This window comes from Burkholderia sp. (assembly GCF_018375725.1).
GTDB lineage: Bacteria > Pseudomonadota > Gammaproteobacteria > Burkholderiales > Burkholderiaceae > Burkholderia.
Genome location: NZ_JAHACR010000112.1, coordinates 1 through 11,728, shown reverse-complemented (window position 1 = coordinate 11,728; position 11,728 = coordinate 1). Strand labels below are relative to the sequence as shown.

The 11,728-nt window shown below is 52.9% G+C and carries 13 protein-coding genes and 1 pseudogene; 2 read left to right on the top strand and 12 right to left on the bottom strand.

What is annotated here, in order from left to right; genetic code table 11:
* The first annotated feature begins 785 nt into the window (after positions 1-785).
* Positions 786-1,739: a hypothetical protein gene (locus KH616_RS13785; protein WP_292245323.1), complete on the top strand. Its 954-nt coding sequence runs from the start codon at positions 786-788 to the stop codon at positions 1,737-1,739.
* 114 nt (positions 1,740-1,853) lie between these two features.
* On the opposite strand, the gene KH616_RS13780 is transcribed toward KH616_RS13785, so the two are convergent.
* Together KH616_RS13780 and KH616_RS13775 are read right to left on the bottom strand one after the other, a co-directional pair.
* Complete coding sequence (locus KH616_RS13780; RefSeq protein WP_292245327.1) at positions 1,854-2,159, bottom strand: hypothetical protein; 306 nt, start codon at positions 2,157-2,159, stop codon at positions 1,854-1,856.
* Between the two features lie 86 nt (positions 2,160-2,245).
* A complete protein-coding gene (locus KH616_RS13775; protein ID WP_292245321.1) occupies positions 2,246-3,637 on the bottom strand; it encodes an MFS transporter in 1,392 nt (463 codons plus the stop codon).
* A 99-nt stretch (positions 3,638-3,736) separates the two neighbouring features.
* Here KH616_RS13775 and KH616_RS13770 point away from each other — a divergent pair, with 99 nt between their 5' ends.
* Positions 3,737-4,621 (top strand): LysR family transcriptional regulator, encoded by an 885-nt coding sequence (locus KH616_RS13770; protein ID WP_292245325.1) that lies wholly within the window; start codon positions 3,737-3,739, stop codon positions 4,619-4,621.
* A gap of 347 nt (positions 4,622-4,968) precedes the next feature.
* On the opposite strand, the gene KH616_RS13765 is transcribed toward KH616_RS13770, so the two are convergent.
* The 10 genes and pseudogenes from KH616_RS13765 to KH616_RS13720 all read right to left on the bottom strand — a co-directional run bounded on the left by KH616_RS13765 (position 4,969) and on the right by KH616_RS13720 (position 11,469).
* Entirely contained in the window at positions 4,969-6,309 is a 1,341-nt protein-coding gene (locus KH616_RS13765; protein ID WP_292245319.1) for a HEPN domain-containing protein, read from the bottom strand.
* 89 nt (positions 6,310-6,398) lie between these two features.
* Positions 6,399-6,533, bottom strand: a complete 135-nt coding sequence (locus KH616_RS13760; protein ID WP_292245317.1) for a hypothetical protein — start codon at positions 6,531-6,533, stop codon at positions 6,399-6,401.
* Between the two features lie 28 nt (positions 6,534-6,561).
* Positions 6,562-7,158, bottom strand: coding sequence for a hypothetical protein (locus KH616_RS13755; protein WP_292245315.1), 597 nt, complete (start codon positions 7,156-7,158; stop codon positions 6,562-6,564).
* A 263-nt stretch (positions 7,159-7,421) separates the two neighbouring features.
* The gene (locus KH616_RS13750) at positions 7,422-7,709 is read right to left on the bottom strand and encodes an H-NS histone family protein (RefSeq protein ID WP_292245313.1); all 288 of its coding nucleotides are present in this window, start codon (positions 7,707-7,709) and stop codon (positions 7,422-7,424) included.
* Between the two features lie 91 nt (positions 7,710-7,800).
* Positions 7,801-7,986 (bottom strand): annotated as a pseudogene (locus KH616_RS13745) (hypothetical protein); the annotation flags it as partial.
* Positions 7,987-8,321: 335 nt separating this feature from the next.
* Positions 8,322-8,546, bottom strand: a complete 225-nt coding sequence (locus tag KH616_RS13740; RefSeq protein ID WP_292245312.1) for a hypothetical protein — start codon at positions 8,544-8,546, stop codon at positions 8,322-8,324.
* A 260-nt stretch (positions 8,547-8,806) separates the two neighbouring features.
* Positions 8,807-9,034, bottom strand: a complete 228-nt coding sequence (locus tag KH616_RS13735) for a hypothetical protein (protein WP_292245310.1) — start codon at positions 9,032-9,034, stop codon at positions 8,807-8,809.
* 84 nt (positions 9,035-9,118) lie between these two features.
* Positions 9,119-9,892: a hypothetical protein gene (locus KH616_RS13730; RefSeq protein WP_292245308.1), complete on the bottom strand. Its 774-nt coding sequence runs from the start codon at positions 9,890-9,892 to the stop codon at positions 9,119-9,121.
* A gap of 249 nt (positions 9,893-10,141) precedes the next feature.
* Entirely contained in the window at positions 10,142-10,798 is a 657-nt protein-coding gene (locus KH616_RS13725; protein WP_292245306.1) for a hypothetical protein, read from the bottom strand.
* A 107-nt stretch (positions 10,799-10,905) separates the two neighbouring features.
* Entirely contained in the window at positions 10,906-11,469 is a 564-nt protein-coding gene (locus KH616_RS13720; protein ID WP_292245304.1) for a hypothetical protein, read from the bottom strand.
* Positions 11,470-11,728 lie beyond the last annotated feature (259 nt).

Sequence of the window (11,728 nt, the reverse complement as noted above, 5' to 3'; positions counted from 1 at the left end):
GTTGCGGCTGGTTGGCTGTGCAGTCGCGATCGGTTCCCTCATCCGCGCGATCAATGACACGCTCATGCCGCCGGGCTTCGAGCGCCGCCGTTTCAACATCGCGTCGTGCTAGTTTCGTTGCCACTGCCAAAGATCGCTCGCCTGCTATCTCCAAGCCATTCTCCGCAGAATCATCCGTTCCGCGGGCGTCGTATGGTAGCCATTACCTCAGCTTCCCAAGCCCCAACGCGTTAATCAGAACCACTATTCGCGCGCGGTTTTACCGTCGGCTTTTTCACCAATTCCATGCAACTCCACTGTTCATGCAGGGTTCACGGCGATGCCAGTTTTCGTGCCAGCGCCAATCGAAAAAAAGCTGCTTTTGTACCGGCTACGTATAAAGTTCCCAATCCATGATGTCGTTATACAAGTTATCCACGCGCGTCGTCTGATAGCAATCATGGAAAACTCAAAAAAATCTGTCAGTGGATCAATACGTATTCCGGCGCAATATAAGCCGGAGCGCCGGCACTCATATCTCACTTGACCAGAATGGCGATCAATTTTCAGGATATGAGCTTCAATTTCAGGGCATCACCCACTATGAACTTCACGCGAACAATCCTCCCCACGCCCAAGATTCGGCCGCCTCGAAAATATCGCATGAGATGCAGGCGTGGCGCGGAAATATCGCAACTTGCCAGGCGTCGCAGCAGGATGTACCCAATACAACATAAACGGCTCAGCCATTTTTATGACCATAACAGTCACGCTTCTTGGTCGAAGCTCGATGTGAGAGATCCAGCATGAATACTTCAAAGCAATTCGCCGCAGATTTACGTAAAGAATTTTTCAAATATTCCTCGTCAGCAGCTTTTGCAGAAATAGCTCAATTCCGCGCACTCCAGAGTGCATTTGGGGCGCTAAAACCGAAATTTCAGGTCGAGGAATACCATGGCACAAGGCGCCAAGTTTACTTCGATACAACGCAACCTTGGCTTCGCCCCCGCGCAAGATGTGAGTTGTGCGATTTGCTCATAATCAGCTATTCCACTAGCGGGCGGATAGAGGTTCGCTTAATGTTGCTCCAGGCAAAATTATCGCGCAACACTCACGGAAATCTGTGCTGCCCATCCACAGGATTACATCATAAGCCAACGCAGTTTCGTGGAAACTACGAGCAATGGGATTTGCTTTCTGCGCGCCCAAGGCTAGACCCCACTAGCGTTTTCGCCCCACCGCCCGATCTTTTGCGAAACGCTCTTGTTCCATCCATTGGAACATTTGGCGTATTCCATCGCTTATCCTCTGGATCGATAGATATGTTTTATGCGTCAGCCGACACGTTGCAACCGGCCGGGATACCAACGGGGCAGTATGGAAAGTTGACGACTACGTTGGCGCCACGCCGTCGAATATTCAGCGGGTTTCAGGACAATCCACTTTGCTGCTGCCTTTTTACGTTCGGAAAATCACTATTTGAGCTTCACTTAGGCTCACCCGTGATTTCAAAAACTGTTACAGGAGATGTTATTATAAATGAGCCACTCGCATCCTTTGCTCGCGGAATTCTATCCAGTTATTTGCGCGAGACAGCTGAAAGTTCCGCTCTAGCACCTGAAGTATTGGAGCTAATTGGCGATTCATCAGACCACACCGATTCAAACGAACCACTGCCAGACCTGATCATTCTTAAAGGCAATGGGACTGATAGCGACACCAATTTCAATCGCGAGGAACACGAACCTTGGATTGACTAGCAAAAGCCTCTCACGATATATTCGACTGCTAGTAGTGCGCTCAGCATGGGCGCACAAAGAAAGAAGTCCCCAAGCCCCCTTTAAAGAGTAATGTGTTCAAGCACGGTGTCAGTTCTAGCTGGTATCAGTTTTTTCCTGCGGCTTGTCCTTGATCACTTGAAGGCACGTGCTTTCCCCCGCCTTCGTCAGCTTCACGCCGGCGATGAACTTTTTGATGATGTCCTTCCGGGTCACGTCCTTGACGATACGCATCCGCTTGTAAATTTCCGTCACGAGCTCCATCTTCGTTAGCGCAGCCGTTTCCGTCTTCTTTGTCGGATCATTCCTCGTCGAGTTCACTGTCCGGACGACCGCCCTTCGAGACAACAGCGACCTCGGCCGATACGACGGCGACCATCGTGAAATCCGACGATGAACAATGACAGTTTTCACGTTACCGTCAACCAGTTCAGCAACCATGCCGGTATATGTATTACCCGACTCTCGGTGTTCACTCTCCTCGCGTATTAGGCTTCGGGTTGACTGACGTGGAGTTCCGGCTGCTTCTCCGCGCCAAGCCCCAACCAGCACATCGCACTCCCCCCCAACAGCAGCATGACGGCCATGCCGATAGACCAATGCATCCCTTCCATAAAAGCCCGCTGCCCAGTGTCTCGCACAAGATAGCCGAAGACGGCGACACCCAAGAGTCCCCCCACTTGGCGTGCCGAATTGAGCACGCCCGATGTGATACCCGCGCGCGTAGTGTCCACGGACGACAATGTGACGTTGGTCATGGTCGGAACCATCAAGGCAATACCGCTTGCCGCCATAAGCATCGGCACAACCAGCCAGCCGTAAGCTCCATCGACACGCACCGGCAAAAGCAACAGATATCCCAATGCGGCGATAAGCAAACCCAGCATCATCAGCCGCCTCGCACCGATCCGTATGATCAGGCGGCCGGCCAATACGTTGACCGCCATCAGCACAATCGTCATAGGCAGGAATGCCATTCCCGTCTGCTGAGGCGAGAGCTGCTGCTCGATCTGAAAGAACAGGCTGAATACGAAAATCAGCCCGTAGTATGCGAAATTGACGATGACGCCGGAAATCAACGCGATCGAGAACGCCGGCACACGGAATAGTCCCAGCGGCAGCATGGGGGAAGCACTGCGCGACTCGATACGGATGAATCCGGCAACGCCCATCGCTGCCAGCAGTAGCCCGCCTTGAACCCAGGCATTCCCCCACCCCAATCGCCCGACTTCCGTGAGTGCGGCCGTGAGTGCTGACAGCGACAGGATCGCAACAATCTGCCCAGGCCAATCTAGGCTTCGGCCATGGCTTGGCTCGTCGATGGCCGTGTACCGGAGCGTCAAATAACCGCCCAGCAGTCCGATCGGCAGATTGATGAGGAAAATGCTACGCCAGCCCCAATGAGCGACCAGCAACCCGCCCAGCACCGGCCCTGCTGCCAGCGAGATGCCGCCAATGGCGCCCCACCAGCCCACGGCCCGGCTGCGCTGCTGCTTGTCCGGAAAAGCGCGCTGCAACATGGCCAACGAATTGGGAACCAGCAGAGATGCGCCGACACCTTGAATCAAGCGGGCAACGATCAGCATCGGGAGATCGAAGGCGAAGCCACAAGCGGCTGACGCCAACGTGAATAGCGTCAAGCCGCAAAGAAATACACGCCGTGCCCCAAAGCGATCGCCAAGCGCGCCACTGGTCAACAACAGTGCGGCGAATACCAACGTATAGGCGTTGACGACCCATTGCAGCCCCGCCACGTCAGTGGCGAATTCACGGCGCAATGTGTCGAGCGCGACGTTCACGACACTCACGTCCAGCAACACCACAACGAAGCCAAGCACAGCCGCGACCAACGTGCCGCGTGGGGAAAATGAAGCGGTCATATATCGCCATCCGGAACGTTGAACAAGGCGGATGCTAGGCCTCGGCAATCTATGCGTAAATTCCCTAAAATTGCAATCCAGACTGGAGAAAACGCACTGATGTTTGATTGGGAAAATCTGCGTCACTTCCTCGCAGTGGGCCGGGCTGGAACCCTGTCTGGAGCGGCGCGCTCGCTGCGTGTGGACCACGCGACCGTCAGCCGACGGCTGGCGGCGCTGGAGCACGAACTGCAAGTCACATTGGTGGAGCGCCTGCCACGTGCTTGCCGCCTGACGGCTGCGGGCATTGAGGTCTTCGAGCAAGCCAAGACGATGGAGGCCGCGGCCTTCGCCATCGAACGGCATACCCGCGCGAATCAGGCGCCCTTGCAGGGCAAGGTCACACTCAGCGCGCCGCCGGTTCTGGTCACGCATTTCCTGGCCATGCGCATGGCGGACTTCCAGATGAAGTACCCGGGTATTCAGCTTTCCATCACGGCGGAAGCGCGGCAGGTGTCGTTAGCTCGCCGGGAAGCGGATGTGGCGTTGCGATTGGTACGCCCCCAGGAGTCCAGTAGCGTCATCCGTCGCATCGGCCGCATGCCGTTCGCTTTGTATGCCAGCCGTCGCTATCCGGCTCTGCGCGATCCAAGCCGCTGGGCATTTATCGCCTACGACGAGCAGTTCGCCGACATGCCCCAGCAGCAGTGGCTGCTGAAGATCGCCGGGCAACGCCCCGTGAGTTGCGAGCTCAGCGACATCAGCAGCCATTTGGCCGCGGCCCGGGCCAGAGCGGGCGTGGCGGGCTTGCCATGCTTTCTTGGCGATGCCGACAAGCAACTACTCAGACTCGACGAGCCGGAAGTGCCTTTCTCACGCGACATTTGGCTGGTTACGCATCGGGATCTCAAGCGCTCGGAAACCGTGCAGGCGGTGATGGAATATTTGGGAGAAATCTTTCGGAACGATCCAGCACTGGGACTCGAGCCGCATCTAGCAGCGTAAACGCGCCACGCAATCGCATGCCCTACGCGATAGATGAGCCGACGCTCGACCACTGCCAGCGAAGCCACCGCCCCGCCGCCGAGCCATGCCAGTTTCGCTGCCACCGGCCAAAACCGCCCGCTTGCCTTCCCCACGCCATTCCCTGTAAAATCGCGCATTCTGCGGGCGTCGTATAATGGCCATTACCTCAGCTTCCCAAGCCCCAACGCGTTAATCAGAACCACTAATCACGCGCGTTCTCACGTCACGTTTTCTCGCGGCTCCACGTAACTCCACTGTTCATGCGGCGTTCACAGCGATGCCAGTTTTCACGCCAGCGCCAATAGCAAGAAGCTGACGGTATAGCATCACTGCCCCCCAGTGGATTGCTGTTCGTCGACCTTCATTGCCAATGCATCCAATCGTTTGGTCTGCACTTTAACATCATCGAGCTTGGTATATCCCTGCGTCACCAACCCCACCATGCTGATAATCAGCCACGCAACAAGCTGACTGAATCTAGCAGTATCTTTTCCAGTAATTTTATTATGGAATGCTCGATGCATGGCCTGCGATCGAAGTCCATAGAATTTCGCCATCTCCGCCTTTAATTTTTGATAATTCTCAACCGGGACAAAATGAAAACCGCCAAATATCATCTGCGCAGCTAAACCAGAAGTTACAGCCTCTGTAATATCATTTTTATCGATCGAAAAAAATGCCTCAACACAGCTCCAATATTTTATAAATTGCATTACCAGAACAGAATCCCTATGCGCATCTGAGTACCAGAAAACAGCCCTCTCGATAGCCTCATCAAGCTCGGTCTGCTCCCCATCCCCTTGAACTATAGAAAGAGTGCGGTGAAGCATAGCGACCATGTCAGAACTTTGACTCATCAGCTCGTCCACCGGCAATAGTTGCCCCGATGGAGACACGTAGTGCGCCGCCAAGCTACGCGTCGTATTGCTCCACGAGAACCAGGACACTCGATTCCCCACATTATCAGGATTCATTTCGATGCCGATCCGAAACTTACTTGCACCAAACTCATACATTGATGCCGCCGCAATGGCTAAAACCCCAACAGCCAATGTCGCTTGGTCACTAAATTTCTGTTCAGCAATGCGTGCCGTACCACGCACAGAGCCTGTTATCCACAACCTTCCTTGGTCAGGCCGACATATCGCCTCGATATCAATACAATGCACATCGACATCTATGTCACTGAAATAGTTAGGCGAAATTTTTAAAATTTTCATACCTCCCAGCGATAGCGGGGCGTCGCCTTTCATTCCAACACCAAATATTGGAACCGCGAAATTATAATCATCCACCTGCTTAGTTACCAAATCGGATATTTTTTCAACTACCTCTTCAGCCGACGTCGGCTCCACCCCCAAAGATAGCCAGCCTTCCACTGCACCACGCCAAGCATCCCAAATATCTGAATAACCCGCCAGCCCATCGAAGAAATCAGCCGCATCAAAAATATCAACAATGGCTTTAAAATTTTCCAAGCCCATGTCAGTTAAAAATATAGTCCGCGACCCTGTCAAACTTAGCTTCCGCGCGAAGTATTTTTCAATAGGTATATCGCCAATAGATCTCGGCACACTGAACGACTTAATAGCAAAAAGCCGCTTCACACGTCCGATGATCCTTCGTTTATCTTTCGCAGACCATTCTTTCATCTTCGGGCCATCCATCGCAAAAAATTCCGTCGTACTCAAAACGCTAATTTATCAAAAAGAAAGGCTCCCGCAGGAGCCTTTTGAGAGTCACGAAGCACAACACATCATTTCTTGCCCATCGGCCCGTGCTTGTCCTTGATCATCTGGTAGTAGGTGCTCGCACCGGCCTTCGTCAGCTTCACATCGGCGATGAACTTTTCGACGCTGTCCTTCCTAGTCACGTCCTTGACGGTCCACATCCGTTTGTAGATTTCGGTCGCCAGTTTCTCATTTCACCTTCCACAGCACTTCCGCCGCGCTCTTTGTTACACGCAAAGCAACCAAAATAATCAGCAATTGCGGCCAAAATCCAGCATAGATCCTCCAAATACCAACATTCGCCTCATCAGCCAACACAGGATCATCCCCCGCATAAGCCACATAACCAGCATTAATACATCCTTGAATAAGAGCCGGAGTAAAATTAACAGGCGGATTGTTAATATTGATTGGACGAGGGCAAATAGCGCCAACTACTGACGGGGATACATATCCATTCGCCTCCACAGAAATTCCAAGCCGACGCAAGTTCTCGCACTGCAATGCGCTCAATATCGAGTGATCCACACACTCGCTCGCGTAGGCTTCCCGAATCGTAGATCGCGCTACACTGCGGCTCTGCTCTATATTTCGCTTCATTATCATGCGATGCGAATCAGCAGAAATTTGTGTCGCCTGAACTGCCGCGAGTGCAACTGCAATCGCAGATGCGGAAACCCATACCAAATCAATGATTTTCAAATGATATCCATTGAGTTTCTCGCGGCGCAACCCAGCCCAACCAACAAAGAAAGCAGTCGTCGAAAAAAGCGAACAAAAATCCATTTTGCCGTGTCGAAAACAATATTGTAATTTTCTGGTTGAATGTGAAACGAATATATGCCACCACCCACACCAATCAACCAAATAACGAGAGCAACTCGCCGACGAAAATCAAATCCCACCAAAGAGAAATCCAACACAAACAGATCCTTTTCTATAAACAGATGAATTTGTTAACGTCACAAATTCGGACTTCTTGAACCGATCGCCCAAAGACGTGAAATAAAAAAGGGGAGCACTCGCTCTCCTTTTCTAGTCAATCACGATCAGATTGCAAATTGCTTACGATTCTTACCAGCGATCCAGTGCGGAGGCGTACCGCGGCCGGACCACGTCGCGCCCGTCTCCGGGTCACGATATTTCGACTCCGCGACAGATCGACTCCCCTTCTGTGTTCGTCTTTGACGGCCGAAAACATCCGCTTCCGTAAAACCAAACTCGGACACCAGACTCTTGACGGTAGCCAACGCCGACGACACCTCCGTCTCGCGGGCTTCTTCAATCTTTCGTTCAAGTTCATCGCGCTGTGCCAACAGGGCTTTATAAGACGACATTTAATTGCCTCGACAAATATTTTTTGCCCAGCACATCAAAAAATAAAGGCCCCCGAAGGAGCCTTACTCGAAATACAAATATTCTCAACAATCACTTCTTACCTTGCGGCTCGTGCTTGTCCTTGATCATTTGATAGTAGGCACTCGCGCCCGCCTTCGTCAGCTTCACCTCGGCGATGAATTTTTCGACGATGTCCTTCCGCGTCACGTCCTTACCAACAGTTCGCAAGGCGTCAAGAAGGAATTTGTAAACATCGGAGATCGTGGCAAGATACAGCCAACAAGAAATGGCAGAATGGCTGCTGAAAACCAGCCGCTCTAATGCGGCACAACCTGAGGGTCGACCATGAAAAGAGCAATGCTCCTCATTGCCTGCGCTGTAGCGGCGCCGGCATTTGCGCAATCGATGTACGGACAACACCATCATTCGAGCTCGTCGTTGTACAGCGGATCTGGCAGCTTCGGATCGGATGAAACTGTCAGCGGCTACACTCCCCCAATCGCCGTGGACATGCCGATCTAGATAGAAAGCGGCAGCAATGCCGTGTTGCTCAAGATGCGCAGCCACGGCGCGCGTCGCAACAACCTGGCCGAGTTGGAATAGTGGTCGGCTCATGAGCGACCGCCCGAGTAGATGGCCCATGCCGATTCGATCAATGTCGCTGGGACATCGCCGACCTCGAATCCCGGCACGTCTTCGAGCAGAGTCAGCAGATGGTCCGTGAACTCGGCGCGCGAGAAATTGCCGCCGAAGGCATCTTGAATAGACTCCACCAACCCTTGAATCTGGTCAGGGGTCAGCGGCGTGAAATCGCTGGGATGTTTGATGTCGTCCATGCGACGACTATCCCGGCAGATTCGTAGTTGGCACAACGGTAGGGCCGCCATTGAAGCTTGGCGACCAGATCAAATCGCCCCTAAATAGCGTGTCGTCTCGCCCTGAAGTGGACCTTCGACGCCGCGCTCCAACAGCCAAAACACGCTGCCCGAGATGCCGGCGCTCCACACCTGAATTGCGTGCTCACGCATCTCCGTAAGTACCACATCGGTATCAAGCGTGTGCCTCGAAGTACTCCGTTATGCCACGGGCGATCCCTCTAATCACTGATAGTCCTCGCGCCCGGATGTTCAAGACCTTCCGTCAGGCATGTGAACTGATCCATAGACATCTGGAACGTGCCGTTGCAAAGCAGGACGCCCTTCTCATACTCGTTCCGTGCCTCGGCGTTGGTGAGTGTCACGCAAGCGAGATACAGATCCCGTTTGCGCAGCAGGTGGTCTTCGATCAGATCAGCAATCTCCTTGTCGGTCAGGTCGTCGATCATGCCCACGTCGGGGTAGACTGCGGCACGAACGAGCACGGCGCCGGGCATACCGTCCAGCGTGCCGATAATCTGTGGCCCGGTCTGCTAGTCCTTATGGATCACCAGCGCCCGGAAGCCGATCTTCGAAATCTTGTCGACGACGGCAGCCGTTGCAATCGCGTTCAACGTCCTGTGCGGAATGCATCGATCGTCGTAAATCTGTTCGATTGCGAATTTGACCGCCATCTGCTTGAAGGTCTCGTACGGCATGTCGAAATCGTATTGGCCGAGGTTAAAGCGCGTGCCGTCCGCACGGATGTGCACGATGCAGCACGTCATTGGCGAGCGTTCAAGGCCATACGAAAACGCCCGCTGATTCGTCCGGCGATCTGTGGCGATCAGCACGAACCGGTTAAAGCCTGCGTGCGTTTCGATGCTGATATCGAACGACGACAGGCCAAACTTTTCAATCACAAGCCCCTCATGGCCAATCGGCACTCCTTCAGCAGGCAAAATCCAGCTCCAAAACGCATGGTCAGCGCGGCCGTTGCTGATGGCCATGACAACATGACGTGGCACCGATAGCAGATCGCGATTGTCGCCCGGTATGAGACAATCGAAGCTCCCCACAAAATCGCGCCTTGCGATCCGCGCATCAATGCTTTCAGCGAATGCGCGCAGTCCGAGCGTCGAACAGGTAATCGTCAACATCGCCAAAAAGTCATCTGGCGACGGCAAATCGTTCGGCGCCAGAATCAGAAATTCCACATACCGCCCCTCGGCGTTCACCTGGCCAACGATTGGAGCCAGTTGTCCCGCAGCGCGCATGTACGTGATCTCGATCGGCTCGCGCGGCTTTCTCTTAAGGAAACCCCACATGATTAACTTATCCAGTTTTCGATCTTGAGGCCATCCCCGGCCTGAAAGGCAAAACATCCACTACGGGCCACGCGCTTACCCTACGTGCTTCGTCCCCATCTCGTTTTTGAACGGTGAAATGGAGGAGCAAGCCAACCTCATCGCCGGCCAATAGAATGGCTTATTCCAATAACGCGAGGCGACGCCAAATTTGGCGAGATCAATCATAGCGATCATGACGTATTTTTAAGCGCCCAAAAGGTTAGACACTCATATATCAGCGCGCTCATACCATCCATCCACGCGCACTCGCAGCTCACCTGCCTCAACAAGCGAGGCAAGCACCTTCTTTGCCTCCGCCCTCTTTATATCAAGAATCTGGGCGACATACGCAGGACTAATTTTGGCGTTCTTCTGTGCGGCTTCAATCACCATGCGCCTCATATCCCAGCTGATATCTTTACTAGCCTCTACACCAATCTCCGAACGTGATCTCGACATGATAGAAAATACAGCATCAACGCCACGTCTATACGGCGCGTCGCGTTCGGCCGCAATTCGCCTTTCTTCCGCTAGAGAGTGAGTGACCCGAGCCTGCCTCCTTTCATTTATTTCTGCCCGCACCGCGGACTCTTTCTCTGCCCGCCATTTCTCAAAGGCGACCATTCTTGCTCGACCAGTGGAAATTATAGCGTTGCGCTCGACCTCAGACATACTTGACACCCGAATGCCGCGAATCGCACCATAGAGGAAAAACAATTCTTTAAGCTTCTCGACACGGCGAGCCTCATCAGCACTCGTCATATCAAAAATTTCAGGCAAATATTCAGCTTGCTGATCAGGCAACATGTCACGATAATATCGCCCATTTATCATAACATATCGATTAATCAAAAATATCATCACCTCTTCATCACCAACATTCATCCCTATCACCCCAATCCCTCTTCGACATTTCCATCAATTCCACGCAAAAACATCGAAGATCGACCAGCAAATAGAAAATCCAGCAATCAAAAATCAATTACCAGTCGCTAGCAATTCTCAACGATTAAATACGGACAACACACAAAATTTCCAGCATCAACAGCATGCCACATTATTCTAGCCAAACACCGCACCGGGATTCCAATATTACCTTTGAGTACGGGCGACGCGCGAAATACTTGCTCAAAGCCAGCGGAAAAATAAGCCTCTTGAGCAAGGAAAGCCATCCGCCTTCCATCCACCTTTAACTCAAAATATTCATAACCCGGCTGTTCACTGCCACACCCCCTCCATTCGCCAATGGTTAAGTCCCCTGCAACCCACTGAATCTTGGTTCCCCGATAATTTTCAAAAGTGGTAAATTTTTCGTACGTCCGCCCCAATTCCGGCCAGATGCTAATAATCATTTCGCGAGACGTGATCGAGTAAGTTCGAGACTCCTGCGTTGACGCCCCGACAGTCGCGAAAAATGCTCTTACTGATCCGCTTGCACGGACCTGGGCTGTAACCTTACTGGAAGGGTCGATGTTTCGAATTTCTTCGTACTTCCTAGAAACAAACTCCAGATCAAGGTAGACGAGCTTGTCGAGATCTATCGACGCGTCCTTCATGGCATCCCTCCTCAACGCTCTCTTTCGACCGGCCTGCATCGCACTAGATGGTGGAGCTTCATCATAAGCTATCCCCAGTCCGGCCCCCACGGCGATGCCACCGCTCCACCGAGCGGCCATGCCAGTTTCGATGCCACCGCCCAAAACCGCCCGCTTGCCATCCCCACCCAAACCCCTGTAAAATCGCGCATTCTGCGGGCGTCGTATAATGGCCATTACCTCAGCTTCCCAAGCCCCAACGCGTTAATCAGAACCACTA

Coding starts and splice junctions, on each gene's coding strand:
- KH616_RS13775 (WP_292245321.1), bottom strand. CDS start 3,637: ATGACCGCTTCATTTTCCCCACGCGGCACGTTGGTCGCGGCTGTGCTT.
- KH616_RS13730 (WP_292245308.1), bottom strand. CDS start 9,892: ATGTGGGGTTTCCTTAAGAGAAAGCCGCGCGAGCCGATCGAGATCACG.
- KH616_RS13740 (WP_292245312.1), bottom strand. CDS start 8,546: ATGGACGACATCAAACATCCCAGCGATTTCACGCCGCTGACCCCTGAC.
- KH616_RS13720 (WP_292245304.1), bottom strand. CDS start 11,469: ATGAAGGACGCGTCGATAGATCTCGACAAGCTCGTCTACCTTGATCTG.
- KH616_RS13785 (WP_292245323.1), top strand. CDS start 786: ATGAATACTTCAAAGCAATTCGCCGCAGATTTACGTAAAGAATTTTTC.
- KH616_RS13760 (WP_292245317.1), bottom strand. CDS start 6,533: ATGTGGACCGTCAAGGACGTGACTAGGAAGGACAGCGTCGAAAAGTTC.
- KH616_RS13770 (WP_292245325.1), top strand. CDS start 3,737: ATGTTTGATTGGGAAAATCTGCGTCACTTCCTCGCAGTGGGCCGGGCT.
- KH616_RS13755 (WP_292245315.1), bottom strand. CDS start 7,158: ATGGATTTTTGTTCGCTTTTTTCGACGACTGCTTTCTTTGTTGGTTGG.
- KH616_RS13725 (WP_292245306.1), bottom strand. CDS start 10,798: ATGAATGTTGGTGATGAAGAGGTGATGATATTTTTGATTAATCGATAT.
- KH616_RS13735 (WP_292245310.1), bottom strand. CDS start 9,034: ATGATCGACGACCTGACCGACAAGGAGATTGCTGATCTGATCGAAGAC.
- KH616_RS13765 (WP_292245319.1), bottom strand. CDS start 6,309: ATGGATGGCCCGAAGATGAAAGAATGGTCTGCGAAAGATAAACGAAGG.
- KH616_RS13750 (WP_292245313.1), bottom strand. CDS start 7,709: ATGTCGTCTTATAAAGCCCTGTTGGCACAGCGCGATGAACTTGAACGA.